The 26487-nt window shown below is 66.4% G+C and carries 28 protein-coding genes; 16 read left to right on the top strand and 12 right to left on the bottom strand.

Annotation, left to right across the window (positions count from 1 at the left end; all coding sequences use genetic code 11):
• Positions 1-2: 2 nt before the first annotated feature.
• The gene (locus tag KVT32_RS25365) at positions 3-977 is read right to left on the bottom strand and encodes a sialic acid TRAP transporter substrate-binding protein SiaP (protein ID WP_217619005.1); all 975 of its coding nucleotides are present in this window, start codon (positions 975-977) and stop codon (positions 3-5) included.
• Positions 978-1116: 139 nt separating this feature from the next.
• Positions 1117-1830 (bottom strand): FadR/GntR family transcriptional regulator, encoded by a 714-nt coding sequence (locus KVT32_RS25360; protein WP_217619004.1) that lies wholly within the window; start codon positions 1828-1830, stop codon positions 1117-1119.
• 146 nt (positions 1831-1976) lie between these two features.
• Between KVT32_RS25360 and KVT32_RS25355 the strand changes: the two genes are divergently transcribed.
• Genes KVT32_RS25355 through pyrF form a run of 3 tightly spaced genes read left to right on the top strand, consistent with a single transcriptional unit; the run spans position 1977 to position 4568 of the window.
• Entirely contained in the window at positions 1977-2375 is a 399-nt protein-coding gene (locus KVT32_RS25355; protein WP_056325453.1) for a diacylglycerol kinase, read from the top strand.
• Positions 2376-2424: 49 nt separating this feature from the next.
• Complete coding sequence (locus tag KVT32_RS25350) at positions 2425-3744, top strand: NAD(P)/FAD-dependent oxidoreductase (protein ID WP_062839594.1); 1320 nt, start codon at positions 2425-2427, stop codon at positions 3742-3744.
• A 5-nt stretch (positions 3745-3749) separates the two neighbouring features.
• On the top strand, positions 3750-4568 hold the full coding sequence (gene pyrF, locus KVT32_RS25345; RefSeq protein WP_062839593.1) for an orotidine-5'-phosphate decarboxylase: 819 nt from the start codon (positions 3750-3752) through the stop codon (positions 4566-4568).
• A 104-nt stretch (positions 4569-4672) separates the two neighbouring features.
• On the opposite strand, the gene KVT32_RS25340 is transcribed toward pyrF, so the two are convergent.
• The 6 genes from KVT32_RS25340 to ribBA form a co-directional block, all read right to left on the bottom strand.
• Entirely contained in the window at positions 4673-5239 is a 567-nt protein-coding gene (locus KVT32_RS25340; protein WP_056325445.1) for a CinA family protein, read from the bottom strand.
• The gene (locus KVT32_RS25335) at positions 5236-5742 is read right to left on the bottom strand and encodes a phosphatidylglycerophosphatase A (RefSeq protein WP_175156222.1); all 507 of its coding nucleotides are present in this window, start codon (positions 5740-5742) and stop codon (positions 5236-5238) included. The genes KVT32_RS25340 and KVT32_RS25335 overlap by 4 nt, the downstream gene beginning before the upstream one ends.
• Positions 5743-5805: 63 nt before the next feature.
• Positions 5806-6771 (bottom strand): thiamine-phosphate kinase, encoded by a 966-nt coding sequence (gene thiL, locus KVT32_RS25330; RefSeq protein WP_217619003.1) that lies wholly within the window; start codon positions 6769-6771, stop codon positions 5806-5808.
• Positions 6772-6918: 147 nt separating this feature from the next.
• Positions 6919-7428 (bottom strand): transcription antitermination factor NusB, encoded by a 510-nt coding sequence (gene nusB / locus KVT32_RS25325; protein WP_056325438.1) that lies wholly within the window; start codon positions 7426-7428, stop codon positions 6919-6921.
• The gene (ribH, locus tag KVT32_RS25320; RefSeq protein ID WP_056325435.1) at positions 7397-7927 is read right to left on the bottom strand and encodes a 6,7-dimethyl-8-ribityllumazine synthase; all 531 of its coding nucleotides are present in this window, start codon (positions 7925-7927) and stop codon (positions 7397-7399) included. The genes nusB and ribH overlap by 32 nt, the downstream gene beginning before the upstream one ends.
• Before the next feature lie 10 nt (positions 7928-7937).
• Positions 7938-9113: a bifunctional 3,4-dihydroxy-2-butanone-4-phosphate synthase/GTP cyclohydrolase II gene (ribBA, locus tag KVT32_RS25315; RefSeq protein ID WP_056325432.1), complete on the bottom strand. Its 1176-nt coding sequence runs from the start codon at positions 9111-9113 to the stop codon at positions 7938-7940.
• Positions 9114-9262: 149 nt separating this feature from the next.
• Between ribBA and KVT32_RS25310 the strand changes: the two genes are divergently transcribed.
• The 7 genes from KVT32_RS25310 to KVT32_RS25280 all read left to right on the top strand — a co-directional run bounded on the left by KVT32_RS25310 (position 9263) and on the right by KVT32_RS25280 (position 16439).
• Positions 9263-10081: an HAD-IIB family hydrolase gene (locus tag KVT32_RS25310; RefSeq protein WP_108005875.1), complete on the top strand. Its 819-nt coding sequence runs from the start codon at positions 9263-9265 to the stop codon at positions 10079-10081.
• A 12-nt stretch (positions 10082-10093) separates the two neighbouring features.
• The gene (locus KVT32_RS25305) at positions 10094-10906 is read left to right on the top strand and encodes an IclR family transcriptional regulator (RefSeq protein WP_056325427.1); all 813 of its coding nucleotides are present in this window, start codon (positions 10094-10096) and stop codon (positions 10904-10906) included.
• 147 nt (positions 10907-11053) lie between these two features.
• On the top strand, positions 11054-12052 hold the full coding sequence (gene phnD / locus KVT32_RS25300; RefSeq protein WP_217619002.1) for a phosphate/phosphite/phosphonate ABC transporter substrate-binding protein: 999 nt from the start codon (positions 11054-11056) through the stop codon (positions 12050-12052).
• 6 nt (positions 12053-12058) lie between these two features.
• Positions 12059-12829, top strand: coding sequence for a phosphonate ABC transporter ATP-binding protein (gene phnC, locus KVT32_RS25295; RefSeq protein WP_128828945.1), 771 nt, complete (start codon positions 12059-12061; stop codon positions 12827-12829).
• Positions 12826-13713, top strand: coding sequence for a phosphonate ABC transporter, permease protein PhnE (phnE, locus tag KVT32_RS25290; protein WP_062839588.1), 888 nt, complete (start codon positions 12826-12828; stop codon positions 13711-13713). The genes phnC and phnE (KVT32_RS25290) overlap by 4 nt, the downstream gene beginning before the upstream one ends.
• Positions 13710-14534 (top strand): phosphonate ABC transporter, permease protein PhnE, encoded by an 825-nt coding sequence (gene phnE, locus KVT32_RS25285; protein WP_056325416.1) that lies wholly within the window; start codon positions 13710-13712, stop codon positions 14532-14534. Before phnE (KVT32_RS25290) ends, phnE (KVT32_RS25285) begins: the two co-directional genes overlap by 4 nt.
• A 246-nt stretch (positions 14535-14780) precedes the next feature.
• Positions 14781-16439 (top strand): CYTH and CHAD domain-containing protein, encoded by a 1659-nt coding sequence (locus KVT32_RS25280; protein ID WP_217619001.1) that lies wholly within the window; start codon positions 14781-14783, stop codon positions 16437-16439.
• A 114-nt stretch (positions 16440-16553) separates the two neighbouring features.
• On the opposite strand, the gene ftsY is transcribed toward KVT32_RS25280, so the two are convergent.
• Positions 16554-17624, bottom strand: a complete 1071-nt coding sequence (gene ftsY / locus KVT32_RS25275; protein ID WP_371825614.1) for a signal recognition particle-docking protein FtsY — start codon at positions 17622-17624, stop codon at positions 16554-16556.
• A 484-nt stretch (positions 17625-18108) separates the two neighbouring features.
• Between ftsY and rsmD the strand changes: the two genes are divergently transcribed.
• The 4 genes from rsmD (at position 18109) to KVT32_RS25255 (ending at position 20822) form a co-directional block, all read left to right on the top strand.
• Complete coding sequence (rsmD, locus tag KVT32_RS25270; RefSeq protein ID WP_056325409.1) at positions 18109-18714, top strand: 16S rRNA (guanine(966)-N(2))-methyltransferase RsmD; 606 nt, start codon at positions 18109-18111, stop codon at positions 18712-18714.
• An 18-nt stretch (positions 18715-18732) separates the two neighbouring features.
• Complete coding sequence (gene coaD / locus KVT32_RS25265; RefSeq protein WP_056558877.1) at positions 18733-19236, top strand: pantetheine-phosphate adenylyltransferase; 504 nt, start codon at positions 18733-18735, stop codon at positions 19234-19236.
• A 114-nt stretch (positions 19237-19350) separates the two neighbouring features.
• Positions 19351-19602, top strand: coding sequence for a YfhL family 4Fe-4S dicluster ferredoxin (locus KVT32_RS25260; protein WP_042795127.1), 252 nt, complete (start codon positions 19351-19353; stop codon positions 19600-19602).
• Positions 19599-20822: a benzoate/H(+) symporter BenE family transporter gene (locus tag KVT32_RS25255; RefSeq protein ID WP_062839585.1), complete on the top strand. Its 1224-nt coding sequence runs from the start codon at positions 19599-19601 to the stop codon at positions 20820-20822. Before KVT32_RS25260 ends, KVT32_RS25255 begins: the two co-directional genes overlap by 4 nt.
• Positions 20823-20841: 19 nt before the next feature.
• Here KVT32_RS25255 and KVT32_RS25250 read toward each other — a convergent pair whose 3' ends face one another.
• Together KVT32_RS25250 and KVT32_RS25245 are read right to left on the bottom strand one after the other, a co-directional pair.
• Positions 20842-21228, bottom strand: coding sequence for an MOSC N-terminal beta barrel domain-containing protein (locus KVT32_RS25250; RefSeq protein WP_217618999.1), 387 nt, complete (start codon positions 21226-21228; stop codon positions 20842-20844).
• A complete protein-coding gene (locus tag KVT32_RS25245; RefSeq protein ID WP_217618998.1) occupies positions 21225-23723 on the bottom strand; it encodes an AsmA family protein in 2499 nt (832 codons plus the stop codon). Before KVT32_RS25245 ends, KVT32_RS25250 begins: the two co-directional genes overlap by 4 nt.
• A gap of 357 nt (positions 23724-24080) precedes the next feature.
• On the opposite strand from KVT32_RS25245, the gene KVT32_RS25240 reads away from it, so the two are divergent.
• Both KVT32_RS25240 and KVT32_RS25235 read left to right on the top strand, forming a co-directional pair.
• Positions 24081-25679 carry an MDR family MFS transporter gene (locus KVT32_RS25240; RefSeq protein WP_062839582.1) on the top strand — a complete coding sequence of 533 codons (1599 nt, stop codon included), beginning with the start codon at positions 24081-24083 and terminating at the stop codon, positions 25677-25679.
• A 3-nt stretch (positions 25680-25682) separates the two neighbouring features.
• Positions 25683-26126, top strand: a complete 444-nt coding sequence (locus KVT32_RS25235; protein WP_056325394.1) for a MarR family winged helix-turn-helix transcriptional regulator — start codon at positions 25683-25685, stop codon at positions 26124-26126.
• A gap of 23 nt (positions 26127-26149) precedes the next feature.
• On the opposite strand, the gene KVT32_RS25230 is transcribed toward KVT32_RS25235, so the two are convergent.
• A partial coding sequence (locus KVT32_RS25230; RefSeq protein ID WP_217618997.1) for a M48 family metallopeptidase occupies positions 26150-26487 on the bottom strand: 338 nt, incomplete at its 5' end.

Raw genomic sequence — 26487 nt, 5'->3', positions numbered from 1 at the left:
GTTCACTTCACCGCCTGGATCTTTTCCCAGTCCGACTTCTCGTAACCGTATTGCTTGAACGGCACCTTCTCCAGCACCGTGTTGCGGAAGTCGTCGATGTTGACCTCGGCCACCGTCAGGCCACGCTGTTTGAAGACGTCGACCATCTTCTTCTCGGACGCGGCCACTTCGGCCGACGCCTTTTCCGCGGCCTGCTGCGCGACCTCGGCGAAGATCTTCTTGTCCTCGTCCGACAGGCTCTTCCAGAGCTTGCCGGAGATCACCGTGTTCAGGTGATCGACGATGTGGCCGGTGAGGATGATGTTCTTCTGCACCTCGTAGAACTTCTTGGCCTCGATGGTGGTCAGCGGGTTTTCCTGGGCCTCGACCGTGCCGTTCTGCAAGGCCAGATAGACCTCGGCAAAGGCAATGGGCGCGGTGTTGGCGCCACAGGCGCGCGGCATGGCCAGATACGCGGCCACGTCCGGCACGCGAATCTTCAGGCCCTTCATCTCGCTGCACTTGGTGAACGGCTTGTTGGACGTCGTCTGGCGCGTGCCGTAGTAGGTGGTCGCGACAATGTGGTTGCCGCTCTTTTCGTCGTAGCCCTGGGTGAGCTCCTTGTAGATATCGCTCTTGGTGTAGGCGATCAGGTGCTCGGGGCTGCGGAAGGTGTAGGGATAGTACGTGACCCCGATGCGCGGAAAACTCTTGGCCGCGAAGCTGGACCCGGAGATGATCATGTCGACCGTGCCGAGCGTCAGCCCCTGGTTGATGTCGTTTTCCTTGCCCAGTTGCGAGGCCGGATAGACGTCGATGTGATAGCGGCCTTTGGTGCGCTTCTCGATCTCCTGCGCGGCCCACACCGACGAGGTATGGAACGGTTCGGACGTCTCGTAGACGTGCGCCCACTTCAGTTTGGTCTGCGCCAGCGCGGAGCCGCTGACGGCGATCGCGACGGCGGCAAAGAGCACTTTGATGGCGTTGCCTGGCTTCATGTTGTCTCCTCTCTTTGAGGTGGCGGGCTCGGCGGCCTCGCGTCATGTTTTACATATGGAGTTCACCTACTGGAGCTGCACCTACCAACTGCGACTGCGAGTTGCCGCCGGCCCCCCGGGAGGGACCGGCGGCCTGTTGCTATTCAGCGCGCAAGGCTTCGGCCGCACCGGGCCAGCTGGCCATCAGGCGGTCGTACGAGCAGGAAAGATGTTCACGCATGGCGGCCCGCGCGCCCTGTTCGTCACCGGCCGCGATGGCGTCGATGACGCGGCGGTGTTCGGTGATGGCGACGGCCCAGCTGTCGGAATTTTCGAAGTAATCGCCCAGCTTCACGGAGAGCGGGTTGTGGCGTTCGTCAAAGAGTTCGCCCACCACGCGCACCAGCACGGCGTTGTTGGCCATTTCCGCCACGCGCAGATGGAACAGCCGGTCGCCGCGGATGGGCACGCTGCCCGCCCGCGCCTCGTCTTCCATGGCATCGACGGCTTCGCGCAGGCCTTCCACCAACGCGGGCACGGGATTGAGCGCCGCCTGCGCGGCCAGCTCGCTCTCGATGGTGCGGCGGGCGCGGATGGTTTCAAGCGGGCTTTCGGCGGTCAGGCTGGCGCGCGGCGCGCCGCCCGGGCTCTGCACGTACACGCCCGACCCCATGCGCACTTCCACCCAGCCTTCGACCTCCAGCGCAATCAGCGCTTCCCGCACCGACGGCCGGGACACGCCCAGCTTCAGCGCTAGATCGCGCTCGGGCGGCAGGCGCGCGCCGACCGGAAATTCGCCAGCCTCGATCAGCAGGCGAAGCTGATCGGCGATCTGGCGATACAGGCGGCGAGGTTCAATGGTCTGAATCGGCATATAGGTAAAGTGGCCTTACCAATTGACCAGAATCCTGCGCCTCCCGACGCTGGGTCACAATTAGGGTTTGCCCATCCGCGTACGATGTGCCACGCGGGCAACCCTTATCTGTTAAAAAGCCGCCACCACGGCTTTCATCCGATTCCATGACCCACGATCCGCAACACTCGCCCTTCAAGAGCACCGGCGGCGCGCGCCGTATCCTCAACGCGCTGCGCTATTCCTGGCAGGGCCTGAAGGCGGCCGTCAAATACGAGGCGGCCTTCCGCCAAGAACTGGCGCTGGCCGTGCTGATGATTCCAGCGGCATTCTTTCTGGGCCGCACCACGGTCGAGGTGTTCTTCCTGGTGGGCGTGGTGGTCATGGTGCTGGCGGCAGAACTGCTCAATTCCGCCATCGAAGCGCTTGCCGATGCGCTGTCGGTCGAACGCCACCCCCTCTTGGGGCGGGCCAAGGACCTGGGCAGCGCGGCGGTGATGCTGCTGCTGATATTTGCCGGAACGGTCTGGGTGGGGGTGGCCATCAGCCGTTTCGTCATGCACTGATACGGGTTCGCATCGCGACGGGGATGCGACTCTATTTATACTGGGAGCCATGATGCCTCAATCGACGTCAGCACCCTCCAAGCGCATCGTCATCGTCGGCGGTGGCGCAGGCGGCCTTGAACTGGCCGCCAAACTGGGCCGGATCCACGGCCGCCAATACATCACCCTGGTCGACAGCCGCCCTTTTCACATCTGGAAGCCTTCGCTGCATGAAGCGGCGGCGGGCACGCTGGATATTCACCAGGAAGGCCTGTCCTACCTGATGCTGGCCCACATGGACGGCTTCTCGTTCGCCCAGGGGCGGCTCGAAAGCGTCGACCGCGAACGCCGTCTCATCACCGTGGACGCCGTCAATGACGCGCAGGGCCAGGAAGTCCTGCCCCGCCGCGAACTGGCGTACGACACGCTGGTGCTGGCGCTGGGCAGCACCTCCAACTTCTTCAACACGCCGGGCGCGGCTGAACATGCGGTCACGCTGGACACCACCGAAAACGCCGAGCAATTTCGCCTGACCATGCTCAAGGCCATGGCGCTGGTGGATCAGGCCAAGGTGCGCAACCCGTCCGCGCGGCTGGATCTGGTGATCGTGGGCGGCGGCGCCACCGGCGTCGAACTGGCGGTCGAACTGACCGAAGCCAGCCACGTCGTCAGCGCCTATGGCCTGCCGAACTTCCGCGCCGACCGCGACCTGGCGATCACGCTGGTCGAAGGCGCGCCGCGCATCCTGTCCGCGCTGCCCGAGAAGATCTCGGTGGCGGCGACCAAGCGCCTGACCGAATTGGGGATCCGCGTCGAGACCTCATGCCGTGTGTCCGAAGTGACGGACAACACCGTGCGCACCGCCGACGGCCGCGAGTTTCCCGCGCAGTTGTGCATGTGGGCCGCCGGCATCAAGGGCCCGGCGCTCTTGGCCGACCTGGGATTGCCGCTGAACAAGCTGGGGCAGATCGAAGTCAACGAGCGGCTCGAAACGCCCGATCCGCACATTCTGGCGCTTGGCGACTGCTGCGCGGCGCCGTGGCGTGACGGCCGCACCGTGCCCGCCCGCGCCCAGGCCGCGCACCAGCAGGCCGATTACCTGACCAAGAAGCTGACGGCCAGGCTGCGCAACAACCCCGAGCCCACCGAGCCCTACGTCTACCAGGACCACGGATCGCTGGTGTCGCTGGGCCAGGACGCCGGGGTGGGCAGCCTGATGGGCAAGCTTGCCGGACGGGGACTGTTCGTAAGCGGTACACTGGCGCGCCTGATGTACATGAGCCTGCACCTGATGCACCACCGCGCGGTGCTGGGCGCCTCGCGTACCGTCTCCCTCGCCCTGGCTCGCCTGCTCATGCGGCGCACGCGCCCGCGGGTCAAACTGCACTGAATCCCATGAATTTCCTGCAAAAACTCGAACACGCCTGGACCACCAGCAACTCGCTCCTGCAAGTCGGGCTGGATCCCGACCCGCAGCGCTTCCCGCGCGAATTGCAGGACAAGCCGGACGCCATCTTCCAGTTCTGCCGCGACATCGTCGACGCCACCGCGCCGTACGCCTGCAGCTTCAAGCCACAGATCGCGTACTTCGCTGCGCACCGCGCCGAAGACCAGCTGGAAGCGCTGTGCCAGCACATCCGCGACAACCACCCCGACCTGCCCATCGTGCTGGACGCCAAGCGCGGCGACATCGGCTCCACCGCCGAAAACTACGCCCGCGAAGCCTACGAGCGCTACCAGGCCCACGCCCTCACCGTCAGCCCGTACATGGGCCTGGACTCGGTCGAGCCCTACCTGGCGTGGCGCGACCGCGGCGTGATCGTGCTGTGCCGCACCTCCAACCCCGGCGGCTCGGACCTGCAATTCCTGAAGATGGACAACGGCGAGCCCCTGTACCTGCACGTGGCGGGGCTGGTGGCGGACAAATGGAATGCCAATGGCCAGTGCGGCCTGGTCGTGGGCGCCACGTTCCCCAACGAACTGGCCGCGGTGCGCCAGCGCATCGGCGACGCGCTGCCCCTGCTGGTGCCGGGCATCGGCGCCCAGGGCGGCGACATCACGGCAACGGTCAACGCCGGCGCCAACGCGGCACGCAACGGCATGATGATCAACTCGTCGCGCGCCATCATCTACGCCAGCGGCGGCGACGACTGGCGCCAAGCCGCCGCCGAGGCCGCCAAGGGCCTGCGCGACGCGATCAACGCGGTGCGCTGACGCCACATTGCGCAAAAGCCGCTGCACCGTGCGCAAACGCGCGGTGCAGCGGCTTTTTTCATTTCAATGCCCGCAAGTTCAGCGCGGGCGTTTCGCGTCGGGATTCATCGCCGGTTGATCGGCGCACCCGCGAATTCCAGCACGGCCCGCAGCGCGAACTCCACCGCCGCCTGCCGCACCTGCCCCCGGTCGCCCTGGAACACGTGCGTCACCGCGCGGCTGCTGATGCCGTCGCCCACCCGCATGGCAAAGCCAAAGCACACCATGCCCACCGGCTTGCCGGGCGTGGCGCCGCCCGGTCCGGCGATGCCGGTGGTCGACATGGCCACGTGCGCATTGGGCACGGCAAGCAGCACCCCGTTTGCCATTTCCAGCGCCACGGGCTCGCTGACGGCGCCAAAGTGATGCAGCGTTTCGGGCGACACCTCCAGTTCGGTAACCTTGGCGTCGTTGCTGTAAGTGACGAAGCCGCGCTCGAACCATTCGCTGGAACCTGCCACCGCGGTGACGGCGCCTGCCAGCAGGCCGCCCGTGCAGGATTCGGCGGTGCCAAGCATCCACCCCTGCTGGCGCAGCACATCGCCCAGCCGCTCGGACAGGCCGAGGATCGTCGCTTCCGACAACTGCGCGGCCGTCATGTTGGTCCGCGCGCCTTCATGCTGATCGTTCATCCCAAGACTCCTGTGCGGGCCACCAGCGCCATTACCAGCAAGGCATAGCCGGCAGCCACGATATCGTCCCACATGACTCCGAAACCGCCCTTGATATGGGCGTCGAAGAACTTGATGGGTGGCGGCTTGACGATGTCGAACGTGCGGAACAGCACGAACGCCAGCGCCTGCGCGACCCAGCCGGCCGGCGTAAGCCACAGCACCAGCCAGAACGCCACCATCTCGTCCCAGACCATTCCGACATGATCCGGCTGCTGGAGTTCTCGGCCGACGCGATGGCAGGCCCAGCATCCGTACAGAAATGCCACCGCCAGGAACACGCCAATGGCCAGGTCCGACGCCGCAGGCGCCGCCGCCACCCAGATGGCCCAAGCAAGCAGCGTGCCCCACGTGCCCGAGGCCGGACGGATCAGTCCGCTGCCAAAGCCAAACGCAATCAGCCGGCCCGGATCGCGGCAGACCCAGGAGAGCGCCGGATACGCGGCGCGGCGGCGGTCGCGCATGGAGGTGGAGTGCTTATCAGCGGAAGACATGGGGGGAAGGGCCTGCAAAAAGGAAGCCGCGGATCAGTCCGCGGGGAAGTGATCGAAGCCGGCGGGCAGCTCGGCAAGCGGCTGGCCGTGCGAGTCGAGAACGGCGATTCCCGGCTGCGGCAGGATCTCTCCCACCCGGGTCACGCGGGCGCCGGCCCTGCGGGCTGCCGCCAGCACAGCGTCGCGCCGGGACGGCGGCGCGGTGAAACACAGTTGATAGACATCACCCCCGCCCAGCAGCGCGCGTTGCTGCGGCGCCGCGTCCAGGCCCGCCAGCGCGGGCGCCATCGGCAGGTCCGCGAACCGCAGGCAGGCGCCGACGCGGCTGGCGGCCAGGATGTGGCCCAGGTCCTGCACCAGGCCGTCGGAAAGATCGATGGCTGCATTCGCGATGCCGCGCAGCGCCGTGCCCAGCCCCACTTGCGGCTCGGGCCATTCCAACGCGCCGCGCGTGGCGGCCAGCAGCGCGGCATTAGCCGGATATTGCCCGTCGAGCAGCCGGTAGGCCACGTCGGCTGCCCCCAGTTCACCGGACACCCAGATGTCGTCGCCGCTTCGCGCGCCATCGCGGCGCAGCGCCTGGCCGGGGGGCACCGAGCCAAAAACGGTCACGCTGATCGCCAGGTCGTGCGCGCTGCGCGTGGTGTCGCCGCCGACTAGCGGGCAGCCGTGCGCTGCGGCCAGCGCGTGAAACCCTTCGGCAAACGCCGCCAGCCAAGGCTCGTCCAGGCGCGGCAACGCCAACCCGAGCACGCAGCCGATCGGGCGCGCGCCCATGGCCGCGAGGTCGGACAGGTTCACCGCCAGCGCCTTGTGGCCCAGCGATTTCGGGTCTACGTCGGGAAAGAAATGCCGGCCTTCCAGCAGCAGATCCGTGCTGGTGGCCACCTGTTCACCGGGAGGAACAGGAAAGAGCGCGCAGTCGTCGCCAACGCCCAAGAGGCCGTCAGGCGCGGCACGCGTGAAATAGCGCGCAATCAGATCAAATTCGGACGCCACCGCGCCTCCAGTATGCGGCGCCCGATGGTCGCCATTGTCTGCATGGCCGCCGTGCGGGCCAGATCGGGGCCGCGCGGATCCGGGCTCCGCCGGTCCGCAGCGGCGCTCCCCTCGGAGGGGAAGCGCGAAGCGCTGCGGGGGGGCTCGCTATCGCCGTTGCTGCGCCGCGGCCTGGACTTCGTGCGCGCGGACATCGGCAGCCAGCTTGTCGAGCACGCCGTTGACGAACTTGAAGCCATCGGTGCCGCCGAACGACTTGGCCAGTTCCACGGCTTCGTTGATGGCGACCTTGTACGGCACTTCGACGTGATGGATCAGCTCGAAGCTGCCGATCAGCAGGATGCCGTGCTCAACGGGCGACAACTCGGCCAGCGGACGGTCGACGTAAGGCGTGAAGCGTTCGCGCAGCGCGGGCGCTTCGCGCAGCACGCCGTGCAGCAAGGTCTTGAACCACTGCGCATCGGCCTCGGAAAAGTCCTCGGTGTCGCGCAGATGGGCGTCGATCTCGCCGGCGTCCTGCGTGCCTTCGCCGCCGCGCAGCAGCCACGCGTACACGCCCTGCAGCGCGAATTCACGCGCACGGCGGCGCGCGCTGCGCGCATTGGCGCGGGCCTGCGCCGCGCTATCAGCGCTGGTCGTCGTCTTCTTCGTCGTCAAAATCTTCGTCCTCGTCGTCTTCGTCTTCGTCTTCTTCCTCGGGTTCCAGCGCTGCCACCAGGTTGGCCATTTCGACGGCCACCTGGGCGCAATCGCGACCCTTGCCGGCGGCGCGGGCTTGCGCCTGCTCGTCGGTGTCGACGGTCAGCACGCCGTTCGCGACGGGGATGCCGGTTTCGAGGGAGATGCGGGTGATTGCCGTGGCCATTTCATTGCTGACCACTTCAAAGTGATAGGTTTCGCCGCGGATGACCGCGCCCAGCGCGATCAGGGCGTCGAATTCAAACGTTTCGGCCATGTGGGACAGGGCCACGCCCAGTTCCAGCGCGCCGGGCACGGTGGCGACCATCACGTCGCGCTCGTCCACGCCCAGTTCGGCCAGTTCCTTCAGGCACGCTTCGAGTTCGGCCTGGCCGACTTCTTCGTTGAAGCGGGCGCGTACGATGCCGATGTGCAGCCCTTCGCCGTTCAGGTCGGGGGTAAGGATGTAAGGGTTCATGTGTCGGCCTTCAGTGTGTTGCGGGAGTGTTCTGCGGGTCGCAATCGTAACCCGTAATGGTGAGCGAGAAGCCCGCCATGCTGGGCATCTTGCGCGGCCGGGCCAGGAGCCTCATTTGACCCACGTTCAGGTCGCGCAGAATCTGGGCGCCGATCCCGTAAGTGCGCAGGCCGAAGCGGTCGGCGTTGGCGGAATTGGCCTGGGCCTTCGGGTCGTTCCAGCCTGCAATCTGGCCAAACAGGTGTTCCGTGGAAGACTGGCAGTTCATCAGCACCAGCACGCCGGCCGGGGCGGCGGCGATGGCCTCGAGCGCCTGGGCCACGCCCCAGCTATGCGGACTTGCGCCGGTATCCAGCACATCCAGCACGGACGCGGGCTCGTGCACGCGCACCAGCGTCTCGGCGTCGGGAGTCACATTACCATGCACCAGCGCCAAGTGGGCGGAGCCGGTGGCGGCGTCTTCGTAGGCTACGGCCTCGAACGTGCCCCAGGCCGTCTGCATGGTGCGCTTGCCCACGCGCTTGACGATGGACTCGTGCTCGCTGCGGTACTGGATCAGGTCGGCGATGGTGCCGATCTTCAGGCCGTGCTGGCGCGCGAATTCGACCAGGTCCGGCAGGCGGGCCATGGTGCCGTCGGGTTTGAGGATTTCGCAGATCACGGCGGCGGGCGTCAGGCCCGCCATGGCGGTCAGGTCGCAGCCGGCCTCGGTATGGCCAGCGCGCACCAGCACGCCGCCGGGCACGGCGCGCACCGGGAAGATGTGGCCCGGCTGGACCAGATCGGCCGGCTTGGCGTCGCGCGCCACCGCCACCTGGATGGTGCGGGCGCGGTCGGCGGCCGAGATGCCGGTCTCGACGCCCACGGCGGCTTCGATCGATTGCGTGAAATTGGTGCCGTAACGCGTGCCGTTGCGGGCGGCCATCATGGGCAGCTCGAGCTGGCGGCAGCGTTCTTCGGTCAGAGTCAGGCACACCAGGCCGCGGCCGTGGGTGACCATGAAGTTGATGGCTTCGGGCGTGACGAATTCGGCGGCCATGACGAGGTCGCCCTCGTTTTCGCGGTCTTCTTCGTCAACCAAAATGACGATGCGGCCGGCGCGCAGCTCGGCGATGATCTCGGCAACCGAAGCGATGCCGAAGGATTCCGGCTCGGAGCCGGGCAGGGAGGACAACTGGACGGACATGGCGTGACGCGTAAACCAGGCGGGAAAGCCCGGATTTTACCGCCCCTCTGGGCCGAACCCCTATTAGTGTCTGGACGGCCCGTCCGGATGGGGCCGTCCGGTTAAACTTTCGCCCGGAGATCCCCCCAGAAAAACGAAGGAAAAACCTCATGCAAGCCCTTGCGGCCATGCCTTTGAACGTCGCGGCAGCCGTCCGCGTCGTCCTGACCGACATCGACGACACGCTGACCACCGAAGGCCGCCTGCCGGCCGACGCGTACGCCGCGCTTGAACGCCTGGAACAGGCCGGCATCCAGGTCGTGCCCATCACCGGCCGTCCGGCCGGCTGGTGCGACCACATCGCGCGCATGTGGCCCGTGCGCGCCGTGGTCGGCGAGAACGGCGCGTTCTACTACGCCTACGACCGCAAGGCCCGCCGCATGACCACGCATTACTGGACCGACGCAGCCTCGCGCCAGGAAAGCCGCAAGCGGCTGGACGCCATCCGCGACCGCGTCCTGGCCGAGGTGCCCGGCAGCGCCGTCGCCAGCGACCAGGACTATCGCGTGGCCGACCTGGCCATCGATTTCTGCGAAGACGTCCCCGCCCTGCCCGACGCCGCCATCAGCCGCATCGTCCAGATCTTCCAGGACGCCGGCGCGCAGGCCAAGGTCAGCTCCATCCACGTCAATGGCTGGTTCGGCGACTACGACAAGCTCACGATGACGCGCACCATGTTCCAGCGCGAGTTCGGCCAGGACGTGGCCGGCGCGCTGGACAGCACCCTGTTCATTGGCGATTCGCCCAACGACGAGCCGATGTTCGCCTACTTCCCGATCTCGGTCGGCGTGGCCAACATCCAGGCCCAGTTGCATCGCCTGACGCACCGCCCCGCTTTCGTGGCCGCCTTCCATGGCGGCGGCGGTTTCGTCGAAATGGCCGACCGGCTGCTCGCCGCGCGCCAGCCCTCCCAAGTCCAGCCGGCCTGAGGTCAGCACACCGTGGCAACTTCCAAGACCGCGGCGCCCGCCAATGACGGCCGCCGCAGCATCCAGTCCATCGAAGTGGGCGTGCCGCTGCTGGCCGCCCTGGTCGACGCCGGCAAGCCCCTGACCTTGCGCGATCTCGCGGCGGGCGCGGGCATGACCTCCGCCAAGGCGCACCCTTATCTGGTCAGCTTCATCCGCGTGGGACTGGTGCAGCAGGACGCCACCACCGGCCAGTACGAACTGGGCCCCTTCGCCCTGCAGATGGGGCTGGTCAGCCTGCAGCGCCTGGATCCCGTGCGCGTGGCCATGCCCGAGATCGCCAAGCTGCAATCCGAGATCGGCCACACGCTGGGCATCGCGGTGCTGGGCTCGCACGGTCCCACCATGATCCACATGACCGAAGCCAGCTACCCGGTCCACGTGAACATGCGCAAGGGCACGGTGATGTCGATGCTGCACACCGCCACGGGGCTGGTGTTCGCGGCCTGGCTGCCCCCGAAGGTCAGCGAACACTACATCGCGCGCGAGGAAGGCGACACCGCCGTCATCGCCAGCGTGCCGCCCCCGCGCAAGGCCTCGCGCGCCAACATCGACGCGCAATTGGCGGACATCCGCGTGCACGGCATGGCCCGCGCGCTGGGCAATCCGCTGCCAGGCGTGGACGCGCTGTCCGTGCCGGTCTTCGACAACACGGGCAGCATCGTGCTGGCGCTGACCAGCCTGGGCCCCACGGGCCTGTTCGACGTGTCGTGGGACGGCGCGATCGCGCGGCCGTTGCTGGCCTGCGCGCAGGAAATCTCCCGCAAATTGGGCTTCCGCGGCTAAGCGCGCTTTCGCGCAAAAACGAAAACAAAGCGAACAAAACGAACAAAAGACGAAAAGAAAGGCAGGGACTTTCCCGAGTGTGCCGTCCCCGGTTGTGTGTTTGAATTCAGCAAACATTCAATTAATACCCATACGAGGAGACACACGATGCAAGCCTTGCGTCTTATGCAGGCGGCCGCGCTGGCCGCATTCGCTTTTGGAGCGTCCGCCGCCCAGGCCGCCGACACCTGCTCCAACCGCGGCGACCTGGACCAGATGTACTGCGACTCGAACAAGGACCTGGTGGCCGACACGCCAACCGATCCGTCCAAGCTCAAGACGCCTTCCACGCTGGTGTTCACGTACACGCCCGTGGAAGACCCGGCCGTGTACGAAGACATCTTCAAGCCCTTCACCAAGCACCTGTCCGAGTGCACGGGCAAGCGCGTCGTGTTCTATCAGGTGCAGAGCAATGCGGCTGAAATCGAAGCCATGCGCTCGGGCCGCCTGCACGTCGGCGGCTTCTCGACCGGCCCCACCGCCTTCGCCGTGAACATCGCGGGCGCCGTGCCGTTCGCGGTCAAGGGCTACGCCGACGGCTTCCAGGGCTACAACCTGATCGTCATCGTCAAGAAGGACAGCCCCTACCAGAAGCTGACCGACCTGAAGGGCAAGAAGCTCGCGCACACCGCCCCCTCGTCGAACTCCGGCCACATGGCGCCCGTTGCCCTGTTCCCCAAGGAAGGCCTGACGCCCGACAAGGACTACAAGGTCATCTTCTCGGGCAAGCACGACCAATCGGTCATGGGCGTGAACTCCGGCGACTACGACGCCGCGGCCGTCGCGTCCGACGTCTTCAAGCGCATGGTCGAACGCGGCCAGGTCAAGGAAGCCGATTTCCGCATCATCTACACCAGCGAGAAATTCCCGACCTCGTCGTTCGCCTACGCGCACGACCTGAAGCCGAAGTTCCGCGACCAGATGCTCAAGTGCTTCTACGACTACCGCTTCCCGCCGGAGATGTCCAAGGCCTTTGACAACGCTGACCGCTTCTATCCGGTGACCTACCAGAAGGACTGGGCCATCGTCCGCCAGGTCGCCGAGTCCGGTGGCGAAAGCTTCAACCGCGCGGCCTACGACCGCGAATCCGCCAAGAGCAAGAAGTAATCCAGCATGACGACGTCGCTACGCATTTCCGGCCTGGTCAAGGAATACCGGGCCGGCCGGCCGGTACTGAACGGCATCGACCTGCAGATCGCCGGACAGGGGCTCACCGCCATCATCGGGCCGTCGGGCACCGGTAAAAGCACGCTCCTGCGCTGCATCAACCGGCTGATCGAACCCACCAAGGGCGAGATCATCCTGCAGTCCGAAGACGGCACCGTCGACCTGGCGCAAGTGCGCGGCGCGTCGCTGCGCCGCGCGCGCCGCCGCATCGGCATGGTGTTCCAGGAATACAACCTGGTCGAACGCCTGACGGTGATGGAAAACCTGCTGACCGGCCGGCTGGGCTATACCTCGGCCATGAAGGCCTGGATGCGCCGCTTCGAGCCCGAGGACATCGAGCACGCCTACAAGCTGCTCGATACCGTGGGCCTTGCCGGGTTTGCCGACCAGCGCGCCGATGCGCTGTCGGGCGGCCAGCGCCAACGTGTGGGCATCGCCCGCGCGCTGATGCAGCGCCCGCAGGTGCTGCTGGCCGACGAACCGACGTCGTCGCTCGATCCCAAGACCTCCGTCGAAATCATGGAACTGCTGTCCGCGCAGGGCAGCGCCACGGGCATCCCCGTCATCGTCAACATCCACGACGTCGAACTGGCCCGCCGCTATGCCACGCGCATCGTCGGCATGTCGGGCGGCCACGTGGTCTATGACGGCAACGGACAGGGCCTGGACGCCACCATGCTCAAGACCATCTACGGAGGCGAGTCTTGGCTGGAATGACGCAACCCCGGGGCGCCATCCGCCCCTTCGCCATGTCCGGACGCGCCAAGCTGGGCTTGCTGCTGCTGGTGCTCTACACGGTCTATGCGGCCGCGCAGCTCGACTTCAGCTGGTCGCGTTTCGAGGCCGGCATGGGGCACGCCTCGACGTTCCTCGCGCGCATGTTCCCGCCCAATTTCGAGAAGCCCGCCACCCTGTGGAAGGGCATCGCGGAAAGTCTTGAAATCGCGGTCCTGGCGTCGATGCTGGGCATCTTTCTTGCCCTGCCCGTGGGCCTTTTGGGCGCGCGCAACCTGATGCCCGCGTGGATCTCGTGGCCCGCGCGGTCGATCGTCGCGTTGTGCCGCGCGCTGCACCCGGTCATCGTCGCCATCCTGTTCGTCAAGGCCGTGGGCTTTGGCGCACTGGCAGGCATCCTGGCGCTGACCGTGGCGTCCATCGGCTTCATCGGCAAGCTCTTCACCGAGGCTATCGAAGAAATCTCGCTCAAGCAGGTCGAGGCCGTGCGCGCCACCGGCGCGTCGTTCTCCAACGTCATCGTCTTTGGCGTGCTGCCGCAGGTGTTCGCCCGCTTCATCGGCTTTGCCACCTACCAATTCGACTCCAACCTGCGCAACTCCACCATGGTGGGGATCGTGGGCGCGGGCGGCGTGGGCGGCACGTTGTTCTCGGCCTTCCAGCGCTTCGATTACGACTTCGTCAGCGCGATCCTGCTGACCCTGATCGCGATCATCATGCTGGGCGAAATCCTGGCTGGCTTCGTGCGGGCGGTGTTCCTGGACAACCTGGGTTTCGACCGCATCTTGCAAAGCCGCTTTGCCGGCGCGCGGGGCCTTGGCACCAGCAAGCCGGCAGCGGCGCGCAAGGCGGAGGTGGACGAATGAACGCCCACGTTTCCCCCTTGAATCCCGCTGGCCAGCCGCGTGTCTGGCAACGCTACAGCATGGGCCAGCGCCTGCTGCGCTTTGCGCTGTACCTGCTGCTGGTGGCAGCCGTCGTGCAAGCGATCCGCGGCGTGGAGATCATTCCGGAGTTCCTGTATGACGCGCCGGAGCAGATGGCCGATCTCTTTCGCCGGATGTGGCCGATCGACTGGGCCTACTACCCGGATGGCGTGCACGCGGCGCTGATCGAAACGCTGCACATCGCCACGCTTGGCACCATCCTGTCGGTGTTCATGGCCGTGCCGGTGGGCCTGCTGGCGGCCAACAACCTCACGCCCAGCAAGACCATCAACATGCTGGCCCGCCTGATCCTGGTGTCCAGCCGGTCGGTCAATTCGCTGGTCTGGGCGCTGCTGTTCATCGCCATCTTCGGACCGGGCGCGCTGGCCGGCACGTTGGCCATCGCCTTCCGCTCGATCGGCTTTGTCGGCAAGCTGGTCGGCGAAGCCATCGAAGAAGCGCAGCGCGGGCCCATCGAAGCCGTCACGGCCACCGGCGCCAGCAAGGCATCGGTGATCTGGTACGCCTACTGGCCGCAGATCCGCCCGGCGTTCTGGTCCATCGTGCTGCTGCGCTGGGACATCAACGTGCGCGAATCCGCGGTGCTGGGCCTGGTTGGCGCCGGCGGCATCGGCATGGCGCTGGACACCGCGCTGAACCTGTTCCAGTGGGACCGCGTTGCCCTGGTGCTGGCCGCCATCTTCGTGGTCGTCGTCCTGGCCGAAGTCATCATCACGCAGGCGCGCAAACGCATCCTGTAGCCCGCTTTACGGTTGTCGGTTTCCCCTGACAGCGCTCCTTCGCCGCCCCCTGTGGGGCGGCGTTTTCTATGGACGGTTCCTTTCTGTTCGCGAGCAACGCAAAAGCGCGTCAGCGTCCTTGATCCGCCGCCTTGTTTTTGCGGCGCGATCACGTCTATCCTCCATGTGAACAAAATATGACCGGTCATCAAATCGCACCCGCGCCTTGATTAAGATCTCGGCTTTTGCCGTTGGACACCCGCTGCCATGTCGGAACAGGAATTGAAACTGCACGTGCCCACGGCTTCGCGCCAGGCCGTGTTGCGTGAAGTCAAGCAGCGCGAGGCCACGCGCCTTCGCCTGCATGCCATGTATTTCGACACGCCAGAGCGTGAGCTTGCGCGGGCGCGCATCGCCATCCGGCTGCGCCAGGAAGGGCCCGACTGGGTGCAGACGCTGAAGATGCCCGGCGCCGACGCGATCTCGCGCATCGAGATGAACCATCCGCGCCCCGGTCCCGTGCTGGACCTGTCGGTCTATGCCGGCACCGAAGTCGAAGGCCCGCTATCCGCCATCAAAGGCGAACTGGGCCTGCGTTACGAAACCGACGTGCAGCGCCTCTTGCGCAAGATCCGCACGCGTCACGGCACAGTGGAGCTGGCCTACGACACCGGCATCCTGCGCGCGGGCGCGCTGGAGCTGCCGATCTCCGAACTGGAATTCGAACTGGTGTCGGGACGCCCCGCCGCCATCTTCGCCGCCGCGCGCGGCTGGCAGCAGCGGCATGCGCTGATCCTGGATCCGCGCAGCAAGTCAGAACGCGGCGACGCCCTGGCCCAGCTTGCGCAGCGCCTGGCCGAGGTGGACGCCGCCGCCGGCGAAGATCACGAAGCGCGGCGTGCGCAGGCCATCGCCCAGTTCTGGGCGCCACGCGGCGCCGCCGCCGTCAAGCTGCGCAATGACATGACGCCGTCCCAGGCCATGGGCGCGATCGCGGCCGAATGCCTGGACCAGATCTGCCGCAATGCCGCGGTGCTGGCCGAAGTCGACACCGAAGGCGTGTACCGCGCGGGTAATTCCGAACACGTGCATCAATTGCGCGTGGGCGTGCGCCGGCTGCGGTCGGCCTGGAAGCTGTTCGATGGCTGGATCGCGCCGGTGCCCGATTCCCTGCTGCAAGGCGTGCGCACCCACTTTGCGGCGTTCGGCGCCAACCGCGACCAGGACGTGCTGAACGAAACGGTCGCCCCCGCGCTGCTGCGCGCCGGCATGCCCGTGATCCCGATGGAAGCCGCGCCGCCCGAGGCGGACGCGCAGACCATTGCGGGAGGCCAGCCGTTTCAGGCCTGGCTGCTGGAACTGCTGGAATGGTCGCTCGACGTGCCGGCGGTCCAGCCGGAAGCGGATGGCCAGACCATCGCCAACGGCACGCCCAGCGACGCCGCGCCCGAACCCGCCATCCGGCTGGAAGGCGGCGTGGCCGGTCCCGTCGTCAAGCCCACCATCATCCCGATGCTGACGCCGGAGCCGCAGCCGCAGCGTCTGCACAAGCTCCTGGCCCGCCGCCTGCACCGTTGGCACGGCAAGGTGGCCGACCAGGGCACGCACTTCGCCTCGCTGGACATCCCCACCCGCCACGAACTGCGCAAGCGCGGCAAACGCCTGCGCTACGGGCTGTCTTTCGCCGAATCGCTGCTGCCCGCCAGCAAGCTGCGCGGCTATCGCAAGCTGCTGTCCCGCGTGCAGGACGTGTTGGGCGAAATCAATGACCTGGCGATGGCCAAGGACTACTACCAGTCGTGTACGGCAACGCATCCGCAGGCTTGGTTTGCGCTGGGCTGGATCAGCGCGCGCCTGGACGAACTGGTCATCGAGGCGCAGCAAGCCTTCGATGATCTGGCGCGCAGCAAGCCTTTCTGGAAGTGACACGCATCGCGCGCCGGCCGTTTGGCGGGTGCGCAAACGACTGCGGGACGGCGCTTGCGCGTCGTCCCGCCAGGGGCCTTCAGAGGGGCGTTTCCGCCCGCCGAATGAACGGCTTCAATCCGCCAGCAATGCCGCCGCGAACTCGTCCGCCACGAAGGGCTGCAGGTCTTCCAGGCTTTCGCCCACGCCAATCCAATACACCGGCACTGGACGCACGCCCTGGCTGCCGGCAGCAACGGCCGCCAGCGTGCCGCCCTTGGCCGTGCCGTCCAGCTTGGTCACGACCAGACCGGTCAGGTTGATGGCAGCGTCAAACGCGCGGATCTGCGCCAGCGCATTCTGACCCGTGTTGCCATCCACCACCAGCAGCACCTCATGCGGCGCGGACGCATCCGCCTTGCCGATGACGCGGCGGATCTTCTTCAGTTCTTCCATCAGGTGCAGCTGCGTGGGCAGGCGGCCGGCGGTATCCACCATCACCACGCCCATGCCGCGTGCGCGGCCGGCATTGACCGAGTCGAACGCCACCGCGGCCGGATCGCCGCCGTCCTGCGAAATCACGCTGACGTTGTTGCGGCTGCCCCATTCCACTAGCTGCTCGCGCGCGGCGGCGCGGAAGGTGTCGCCGGCGGCCAGCAGCACGCTGGCGCCCTGGCGCTGGAACGTATGCGCCAGCTTGCCGATGGAAGTCGTCTTGCCCGCGCCGTTCACGCCGGCAATCATCACCACCAGCGGTTGCGTGCGCTTCAAGTCAAACGCGCGCTCCAGCGGGCGCAGGTGATCGGCCAGCAACTGGCGCAGGGCCGTCTTCACCTTGGCCGGATCCTCGATGCGTTCCTTCTTGACCCGCGCGCGCAGCGCGGTCAGCAGCTTCTCGGTGGCCTCGAGGCCCGCATCGGCCATAATGAGGGCCGATTCGAGTTCCTCGAACAGGTTCTCGTCGACCTTCACGCCGACGAAGATGCCGCCAATGCTCTGACCCGTACGGGACAGGCCCTGCTTCAGGCGCGACAGCCACGAGGCCTTCTTGGGCGCCTCGGCGGGTGCGCGTTCCGGGACGGCTGCCACGACGGGTGCGGGGGCTGCGACAGGCGCAGGCGTGGATACTGGCGCAGGCGCTGATACCGGCGCAGGCGCAGGCGTTGATACCGGCGCAGGCGCCGGGACCACGGGTGCGGGCGCGATGACGGGTGCGGGCGGCTGCGGTGCGCGGAATGGCTCATCCGCTGGCGCGGCGGAAGCCGCTGCTGCAGGCGCCGCGACCGGCGCGGAAGCCGGCGCGGTGCGCGTGAGGGACGGCGCGGCCGGTGCCGGGGACGGCGCAGGCTGCGCGGGCGTCGCCACTGGCGCAGGCGCGGGCGCGGCTGGGACGGACGGCGCTGGCTTAGACGTAGGCGCAGGCACGGCCGGAGCTGGCGGCGCCGCAGGCGGGGTGACCGGCGGGGTTACGGGCGCCGTCACCGGCGGGGTCACAGGCGCGCTGACCGGCGCGGCGACCGGCTCCGCAGGTTCCGGCCGAAGCGCCGGCGAAGACGACGCCGGCGACGGGCTGGACGGGGCAGAAGACGGCTCCGCGGGCGCGACTGGCGCGTCGGCAACCTCCGGCGGCGACGCGGGCTGAGCCGGCGTGGCGGGCGGAGGGGATTTTTTCTTGAAGAAGCGGCTAAACATGGGTAACAAGTATATTCGTATCGTCGGGGGCCAATACAGGCGCACCCCCATCGCCGTGCCCGACGTGGAGACGCTGCGTCCCACGCCCGACCGGGTCCGCGAGACGCTGTTCAACTGGCTTACGCACCTGTGGGGCGGCGAGTTCGCCGACAAGCAGGTGCTGGATCTTTTTGCCGGCAGCGGCGCCCTGGGCTTCGAGGCGGCCTCGCGCGGCGTGGCGCATGTGCAGATGGTCGAGCGGGACAAGACCGCCGCGTCCGCGCTGCGGACACTGCGCGACAAGCTCAAAGCCGACATGATACGCATCCATGTGGGCGATGCGATGCAGGTCGCCGAACGGATGGATGCCTCGCGGTTCGACCTCATCCTGCTGGATCCGCCCTTTGGACAGGGCTGGCTGCCGCGCCTGTGGCCGATCCTGCCGGGCATTTTGACCGATCACGGGCTAGTCTATGTCGAGGCGGAATCCGCCATCGAAGCCCCCGAAGGATTCCAGATTCTGCGGCAGGACAAGGCCGGCGCGGTCCACTTCCATCTTTTGGAATTTGCTGCGATGCGCAAATCGATCAATAATCCGGCTTCGGAGGATGGTGTAGACCACTAATAACGGTACGGAGCTCGCATGATCATCGCTGTTTATCCCGGCACTTTCGACCCGCTGACCAGGGGCCACGAGGACCTGGTTCGCCGTGCAGCCACGCTTTTTGACAAAGTCGTGGTGGGAATCGCCATTAGCCGCAACAAGAAGCCCTTCTTCAGCATCGACGAGCGCGTGGACATCGCGCGCGAAGTGCTGGGGCACTATCCCAACGTGGAAGTGCAAAGCTTCGGCGGCCTGTTGAAGGACTTTGTTCGCGAACAGAATGGGCGCGTCATCGTGCGCGGGCTGCGCGCCGTGTCCGACTTCGAATACGAATTCCAGATGGCCGGCATGAACCGCCATCTGCTGCCCGACGTCGAGACGCTGTTCATGACGCCGTCCGACCAGTACCAGTTCATCTCGGGCACCATCGTCCGTGAAATCGCGCAACTGGGCGGAGACGTCAGCAAGTTCGTGTTCCCCTCCGTCGAGCGCTGGCTCCAGGAAAAGGCCAAGGAACGCCGCGAACAGTCCTGGCCGGGCTGAGGCGCCCCGCCCGCACCATCCCCAAAGGGGCGCGAAGGCGCCCTTTTCGCGCTTTCCGGGCCCCGGCCGCCCGGCGCTACAATGGCCGGGCCCCTCGCCTTTCCGTAGCCCATCATGGCCCTGACCATCACCGAAGAATGTATCAATTGCGACGTTTGCGAGCCCCAGTGCCCGAACGAAGCGATTTCCATGGGCGAGGACTACTACGTCATCGACCCCGACCGGTGCACGGAATGCGTCGGCCACCACGACGAGCCGCAGTGCAAGGTGGTCTGTCCGGTGGAATGCATCGAGCTGCACCCGCAATGGAATGAAGGCCAGGAGCAACTCATGGCCAAGTATCGACGCCTGACCGGTGCCGCATGAGCGACACGGCGCCGCCAAGCATCAACCTTTCCCCCTCCCCACACCACGCCCGACGCGACCTCTCCGCGTCCGCGGTCGCTGCGGGGCTGGTCGCCGTCCTGGTCAGTTTCGGCGGCACCGCCGTGCTGATGGTGCAGGCGGGCCATGCAGCCGGCCTGGACGCGGCGCGCATCGGCTCATGGATCGGCTCGCTGAGCCTCGTACTGGGCCTGGGCGGCGCGTTCTACAGCCTGCGCACGGGCCTGCCCGTTGTCATGGCGTGGTCCACGCCCGGCGCGGCGCTGCTGGTCACCGCGCTGGCCGGCGTTCCCTTCAATGAAGCCGTGGGCGCCTTCGTGCTGGCGGCCGGCCTGACGCTCGCGTGCGGACTGTTCGGCTGGATCGATCCCATCCTGCGCCGCATTCCCGGCGAGGTCGCCGCCGCCATGCTGGCAGGCGTGCTGCTCAATTTCGGCATGGGCATCTTCAGCAACATCAACAAGCAGCCCGCGCTGGTGCTGGCCATGTGCGCCGCCTACCTGCTGTGCCGCCGCTGGGCGCCGCGCTACGCCGTGCTGGTGGTGATGGCCGTGGCAGTGGCCATGGCGGCCGCAATGGGCCTCATGCAGGTCGACCAGCTGGACTGGCGCCTGACCGAATTCGTCTGGACCACGCCCGCCTTCAGCGCGCAGGCGGCGGTCAGCCTGGGCATTCCCCTTTTTGTCGTCGCCATGGCCTCGCAAAACCTGCCGGGCCTGGCCATTCTGCAGGCCGCCGGCTACCGGCCGCCGGCCTCGCGCCTCGTGGCCGCCACGGGCCTGCTGGGCCTCCTGGCCGCCCCCTTCGGCGCGCACAGCGTCACCATGGGCGCGATCAGCGCAGCCATCTGCACGGGGCCCGAAGCGCATCCCGATCCGGGCAAGCGCTACATCGCCGCCGCCACTTACGGGGTCAGCTATGTCGCGCTCAGCATCGTTGCGGGCGCGGTCGCCGTCTTCTTCCAGGCGCTACCTGCCGCCCTGCTGGCAGCGTTGGCCGGCCTGGCGCTGCTGGGCACCATCATGGGCGGCATGGCCGCTGCCATGGCCAACCCGCAACGACGCGAGGCCGCGCTCATCACGCTGCTGGCGACGGCCTCGGGATTCAGTTTCTGGGGAATTGGTTCGGCCTTCTGGGGCCTGGCGGCGGGCCTCGTGGCCCACACCGCCTTCGAGTACAAGCGCACCCGCGCGGGCGCTTGAAAACCGGCGCTGGCCGCCTTCAGGCCGGCCAGTGGGTCACGGGTGTATCCGGGTGGACCTTCATGATGCGGCAAGGCACCTGCACGAAGTTCGAAATCCAGGCCGCGGCCAGCTCGCCTTCGTCGACGACGTCGATGTTCTGCTCACCCACCAGCATGCTGTAGCGCACGCTGTCGTCGTCTTCGATCACGTCCAGCGGAATATCCATGCGCAGCATGCCCGGCGCCTTCAACACCAGGTAGCCCAGGCGCAGTTCCACCGACACGTCGGCCAGCCTGGGGCACAGCTCGCGGTTCAGCCACTGCCCGGAATCATTGGCGACCAGCCACTGGCGATGGTAGGCGGCGGCCTGCGCCTGCGTCGTCACGCCGCATTCGGCGATGGGCTGGAATTGGTCGTCGCTCATTTGCCCAACAGTCCCTTCAAGGCCTTGTCCACCGCAGCGCCGCTCTTGCCCTTGCCGGAGACCGCTTCCTTGAGCTTGTTCTCCAGGCTGCGCTTCAGGATGCCGCCGATGGCGTCCTTCCAGAGCAGCGTGTACGAGGGGTTGTCGAACGGACCCTTGAAATGGACGGGAATGGTCACGTCCTTCAGGTCGATCAGTTCTTTGCCGTCGGGATTGGCCGCCGGGTTGATGACACGCGCGCGCGCCACCAGATCCAGCTCGCTCTTGACGAAGTCGATGGTGGCCGGATCGCCCTGCGTGACGCGCAGCAGCGGCGACACGAAGCTCAGGCGCTTGACCGTCGCCACGCCCTTGGCAATAGCCAGGTCCGCATCCATTTCAGAGAACTGCGTCTGCTTGCTGGTGTCGGCAGCCACGGTCTCGTTTTGCGCGTCCGGCGAGAACCGGGCCTTCAGGTCGCGCAGCGTCTGCGTCAGGTCGATGCCCTTGACCGCGCCATCGCGCAGGCGCACTTGCAACGCGCCCGCCAGCCCGCTCTTCATGGCATAGACGTTGGCGCCCCCGGTTTTCAGGTCCAGCATCAGATTGCCCGTGCCGCTCAGCACGTTCCGTTTGGCCAGGTCCATCAGCAGCGGCTCGATGGCGATATCGGCCAGCGTCATCTTGGTCGCGATCTGATTGCCCTGCGCCGCGTCCACCGACAGGGCGCCGGCCAGCTTGCCGCCGTAAAGCCCTGCCGCGAGGTTGGAGATGTCGAGCTTGCCCTTGTCCAGCTTGACCGCCGCCGACACTTCGTCGGCCTTCAGGCCCCGCACGACCAGCTTGCCCACTTTCAGCGTGCCGTTCACGCTGGGACCCACCAGCGCGGACAGGTTGATCGTGTCGTCGGGGGGCGCGGCCGGTGCAGGCGCCGGCGCGGGCTTGCTGTCGTCTTTCTTGCCGTCCGCGGGCGGCTTGGGCGGCGCGGCCAAGACCGGCGGCACCAGCTTGTCCAGGTCCAGCGTGTCCACGGCCAGCGCAAACTTCATCTGCGGCGTGTCGGACAGTTTGGTGATGTCGGCGCTCAGGTCGAACTTGCCGCCTTCCAGGACCGCGTTGATCTTGCTGGTGGCCTGGTCCTTGAGCAGGTCCACCGTCAGGCTGCCGATCACCGGGATCTGGAGGCTGCCCTTGGGCAGGCCCGGATCGGTGATGTTCACGTCGCCACGCAGCGCCGACATGGCGCCGCTGCGCATCAAGAGATTCAGGCTGAGCGGCGACGCAAAATTCAGCTTCACCACCCGTTCGCCCTTCTTGGACGTGCTATCCAGCTTGGCTTCCTTGATGTCCAGTTCGCCGGCATTGCCGCTGATGCCATTCAGGCCGAAGCTGGCGTCCAGGCCGCTGATGCGCACGCGGCCGGTCAGGGCCTCGCCGGTGGCGGAGGCGGGCGAGATATTGAGCGCCGGCGCATCGACCGCCAGTTCAAACGGACCATCGGCCACGCCGCCCTTGGCGCGCACGGCCAGTTTTTCGATCTGGAGCTGGCTCTTGTGCGGGTCAATCGCCAGTTTGGGAATTGCCACGCTGGCTTCCACATTGGTCGCCTTGGCCGAAGGTTCGGTCACGTCGCCCTGGAACAGGAGTTCCAGCCCAGCCACGTCCAGCGCGGACTTCTGCCCATTGAAGGCCAGGTTGCCGCGCATCACGAGGCTCTTGGCCTCCGCGCCGGGCAACTTGCCGTCCATGCGCAAATCAAGCTTTTGCGCGGCATAGCGCTTGGCCGAGGGGTCCAGCGTCAGCAACGCCTGGCCGGTCAGGTTGGCGTCGACGCGCGGATATCCGCCTTCGACCCGGGCCGACATCCGCACATCGAAAGGCTGGTTGAACGTGACGCGGCCGGTATTGGCGTTGATACGGGTCACCGCGACCGCCATGCCGGTGATCGCGTCCTGCATCTGCACTTCGCCGTCCTTCAGGTCCAGGCCGGCGATGTCGATCTGCATGTTGTTGCGCGACGTCGGCACGGGGCCGCCGGTAATCGCCTGCGCGGCGGTCTGGGCCGCGCCCACCAGGGCCTCGGCCGGATTGCCGGGGGCATCGGTGACAGGCGGCGTTCCGCCCACCAGATTGCTGAAATTGAACTGCCCCTGCTTGTCGCGCACCACGCGCGCCTTCAGGCCGCTGATGGCAACGTGGTCCACGACGAAGCTGTTGGACAGTAGCGGCCACACGGCCACGGCTAGCCGCGTGCTCTCGATGGAGGCAAAGGTGTCCGTGCTATTGGGTTCGGACAGCGACACGCCCTGCACGTACAGGCCGATCCGCGGAAAGAGCGAAAGCTCGATCTCGCCGTCGATCGTCAACGTGCGCTGATAGCGTTCCTGGACAAGCTCTTCCAGCTTGTACTTGTACGCGTTGGGGTCGAATGTCAGCAAGAAGATGGCCAGGCCGACGACGGCCACGACAACCAACACTACCAGGCCTATCAAAATGCGCTTGAACCACGTTTTCATTGCTGCCCCGTCGGTACCTCGACTGGAAATCCTTGATGCCGACCACCGCGCCAAGCGCGGGGGAAGGTGCGTTGCCAGCGGAAGTCCGCCGGCCTATTGAACTGTCTGCATTCCAGGGCTTGCCACGAAGGGCTTGCCTTTCAGGACGTGTCCTCGCGCCTGCCGAGCCTGCGGCATGGGCGCCAAAGGAAGGTGCTACCGAGGAAGGCCTGCTGAAGACGCCGGTAACCCAGCGTGCAGATAACCGCTATCGTAACAAATCAGGCCGGTCAGCGGGATCGGCCAAGCTGACGGCTTCCTGTCGGGCGGATTGTAGGACTAGAATGATTGATCGATCAATTATTGATGCGTCCAACAATGACCGCCCCCGCCCCCACTTCTCCACACTCGCCCGGCCAGATCCTGCCCTTCCGGCAAACCCTGCTGGCCATGCTGGGCATGTGCTTCGTGATGATGCTGGTCGCCATCGACCAGACCGTGGTGGGCACCGCGCTGCCCACCATCGTGGCGGAGCTGCGGGGCTTCGAACTCTACGCATGGGTCGCGACGTCGTACCTCCTCACCTCCGTCATCACCGTGCCCATCTTCGGCAGGCTGGGCGACTACTACGGACGCAAACCCTTCGTCGTGGCCGCCATCGTGCTGTTCACGCTGGCCTCGGTCCTGTGCGGCGCGGCTGACACGATGCTCGAACTGGTGCTGGCGCGGGCTCTGCAAGGCATCGGCGGCGGCATGCTGGTCGGCACGGCCTTCGCCTGTATCCCGGATCTCTTCCCCGATCCCCACGTGCGCCTGCGCTGGCAGGTAATGCTCAGCGCCGCCTTCGGCATCGCCAACGCCGTCGGCCCCACGCTAGGCGGCGCCCTGACGGAACATTACGGCTGGCGCTCCGTCTTCTACGTCAACCTGCCCATCGGCATCCTGGGCCTGTGGTTCGTTGCCCGCTACCTGCCGCACCTGCGCAACCAAAGCCCCGGCAAGGTCCGGCTGGACTGGCAGGGCGCGCTGCTGATTGCCGTGGCGCTGGGCGCCCTGCAACTGCTCGTCGAGCTCCTGCCCAAGGACGGCTTCACGCCCTCACTCATGCTGCTGGGCGCCGGCAGCATCGCCGCCTTCGCCGCCCTGATCTGGTGGGAGCGCCGCTGCCCGCATCCGCTTTTGCCCCTGGACATGTTCCGCAACCGCGGCCTGGCCACGCTCTTCACCCTGGCCCTGCTGGTCGGCGTGACCATGTATTCCCTGCTGTTCTACGCCCCCCTGCTCCTACAGGGCGGCTTCGGACTGTCGCCCCAGCAGGCGGGCCTGCTCATCACGCCTATGGTGGTCTTTATCACCGTCGGCAGCATCGTCAATGGCCGCATCATCACCCGCATCCGCAACCCCAACCGCATGCTGTACGCCGGCTTCATCCTCATGGCGTTCTCGTGCCTGGGCATCGTCACCACGCACAACTACACCTCGCACCTCTTGATTGCCGGCTACATGCTGATGGCCGGCCTGGGCATGGGCTTCATCATGCCCAACCTCACCGTTTTCGCCCAGCAGACCGCCGGCCGCAGCCACCTGGGCATCGCCACCGCGCTTCTGCAATCGCTGCGCATGATCGGCGGCATGCTGGGCACGGCGGTCGTGGGCACCATGGTCAGCCACAGCTACTTCAACGGCGTGGAATCCACGCTGCGCGGCGCCTCCGCCCAATGGCTTCCGAAACTCAACGACCCGCAGATGCTGGTCAACCCTGCGGCCCAGACCGAGTTCCTGGCACAATTGGCCCATCAAGGCCAGGACGGAACGTCGCTCATCGAAATCGCGCGCATCGCGCTGGTGGGCGCCATCCACGAAGGGCAACTCATCGCCCTCGCCGTCGCCGTCTTCGCAATCTGGTGCGTGCGGCGCGTGCCCCTGGTGCAACTGGTCCGGCCATCCAAACCGGAGCCCGCCGGCGTCGGAGAGTAGCTTTTGCCCAAACAACAACAAGGCCTGCAAGTCATCCAGCACATGGGCCAAACCTACCGCGTGATGCAAAGCGCCTTCAGCAGCAAGGTCGGCCACGCTTTGCCGCGGTGGCGGATATTGCTGGCGCTGCATGAGAACGGGCAGTGCTCGCAGAAGCATCTGGCGGAACGTTGCCGGCTGGATCCGGCGTCATTGACGCGGCAATTGCAGGCGATGCAGAAGCTGGGATGGATTTCGCGGGCGGTGGATGCCGACGACAACCGGCTGACGAATGCGACGCTGACGGCTGAAGGGCAGGCGGTGGTGAACGAGGCGCTGCCGAAGCGGGCGCAGTTTTTTGAGGAGTCGCTGAAGGGATTGTCCGCCGCGGATGTGGATACGCTGAATCGGGTGTTGAGCGTGTTGGAGGAGAATTTTGTGAGGGCGGCGGGGGATCGCGGCGGGTAGTGCTAATTCGCGCCACCCGGCTATTACGCAAGGGGCAGTGCATTGATCTCTGCTCGAGCCTCTCGCCAAGCGGGATAGTGCTTATCCAGCAAAGCGATAAAGCGCTCATTGTGCGTCGGCTCGATCAGATGGATCATCTCATGAACGATCACATACTCAAGCAGATCACGAGGCTTTTTGACTAGTTCCGTATTGAGCCGGATATGCGCGCGCAAGTTATTGCAGCTGCCCCATTTGGTCTTCATCCGCTGAAGGAAATAACCCTCCACCTTTACCCCGATCCGTCGTTCCCACTGATCTATGAAATCGGGAATCACTTGGTGCAACAAGGATCGCTGCCAGACTTGATACACGGCTTTGC

Source organism: Achromobacter sp. GbtcB20 (assembly GCF_019091095.1).
In the GTDB taxonomy this organism is placed as follows: domain Bacteria; phylum Pseudomonadota; class Gammaproteobacteria; order Burkholderiales; family Burkholderiaceae_B; genus Achromobacter; species Achromobacter mucicolens.
This window is presented reverse-complemented; position numbering and strand designations above follow the sequence as displayed.

Bases quoted from the DNA above. Each gene is read 5' to 3' on its own strand.
- KVT32_RS25365 (WP_217619005.1), bottom strand. From the start codon at position 977: ATGAAGCCAGGCAACGCCATCAAAGTGCTCTTTGCCGCCGTCGCGATC.
- KVT32_RS25360 (WP_217619004.1), bottom strand. From the start codon at position 1,830: ATGCCGATTCAGACCATTGAACCTCGCCGCCTGTATCGCCAGATCGCC.
- KVT32_RS25355 (WP_056325453.1), top strand. From the start codon at position 1,977: ATGACCCACGATCCGCAACACTCGCCCTTCAAGAGCACCGGCGGCGCG.
- KVT32_RS25350 (WP_062839594.1), top strand. From the start codon at position 2,425: ATGATGCCTCAATCGACGTCAGCACCCTCCAAGCGCATCGTCATCGTC.
- pyrF (WP_062839593.1), top strand. From the start codon at position 3,750: ATGAATTTCCTGCAAAAACTCGAACACGCCTGGACCACCAGCAACTCG.
- KVT32_RS25340 (WP_056325445.1), bottom strand. From the start codon at position 5,239: ATGAACGATCAGCATGAAGGCGCGCGGACCAACATGACGGCCGCGCAG.
- KVT32_RS25335 (WP_175156222.1), bottom strand. From the start codon at position 5,742: ATGCGCGACCGCCGCCGCGCCGCGTATCCGGCGCTCTCCTGGGTCTGC.
- ribH (WP_056325435.1), bottom strand. From the start codon at position 7,927: ATGAACCCTTACATCCTTACCCCCGACCTGAACGGCGAAGGGCTGCAC.
- ribBA (WP_056325432.1), bottom strand. From the start codon at position 9,113: ATGTCCGTCCAGTTGTCCTCCCTGCCCGGCTCCGAGCCGGAATCCTTC.
- KVT32_RS25310 (WP_108005875.1), top strand. From the start codon at position 9,263: ATGCAAGCCCTTGCGGCCATGCCTTTGAACGTCGCGGCAGCCGTCCGC.
- phnD (WP_217619002.1), top strand. From the start codon at position 11,054: ATGCAAGCCTTGCGTCTTATGCAGGCGGCCGCGCTGGCCGCATTCGCT.
- phnC (WP_128828945.1), top strand. From the start codon at position 12,059: ATGACGACGTCGCTACGCATTTCCGGCCTGGTCAAGGAATACCGGGCC.
- phnE (WP_062839588.1), top strand. From the start codon at position 12,826: ATGACGCAACCCCGGGGCGCCATCCGCCCCTTCGCCATGTCCGGACGC.
- phnE (WP_056325416.1), top strand. From the start codon at position 13,710: ATGAACGCCCACGTTTCCCCCTTGAATCCCGCTGGCCAGCCGCGTGTC.
- KVT32_RS25280 (WP_217619001.1), top strand. From the start codon at position 14,781: ATGTCGGAACAGGAATTGAAACTGCACGTGCCCACGGCTTCGCGCCAG.
- rsmD (WP_056325409.1), top strand. From the start codon at position 18,109: ATGGGTAACAAGTATATTCGTATCGTCGGGGGCCAATACAGGCGCACC.
- coaD (WP_056558877.1), top strand. From the start codon at position 18,733: ATGATCATCGCTGTTTATCCCGGCACTTTCGACCCGCTGACCAGGGGC.
- KVT32_RS25260 (WP_042795127.1), top strand. From the start codon at position 19,351: ATGGCCCTGACCATCACCGAAGAATGTATCAATTGCGACGTTTGCGAG.
- KVT32_RS25255 (WP_062839585.1), top strand. From the start codon at position 19,599: ATGAGCGACACGGCGCCGCCAAGCATCAACCTTTCCCCCTCCCCACAC.
- KVT32_RS25250 (WP_217618999.1), bottom strand. From the start codon at position 21,228: ATGAGCGACGACCAATTCCAGCCCATCGCCGAATGCGGCGTGACGACG.
- KVT32_RS25245 (WP_217618998.1), bottom strand. From the start codon at position 23,723: ATGAAAACGTGGTTCAAGCGCATTTTGATAGGCCTGGTAGTGTTGGTT.
- KVT32_RS25240 (WP_062839582.1), top strand. From the start codon at position 24,081: ATGACCGCCCCCGCCCCCACTTCTCCACACTCGCCCGGCCAGATCCTG.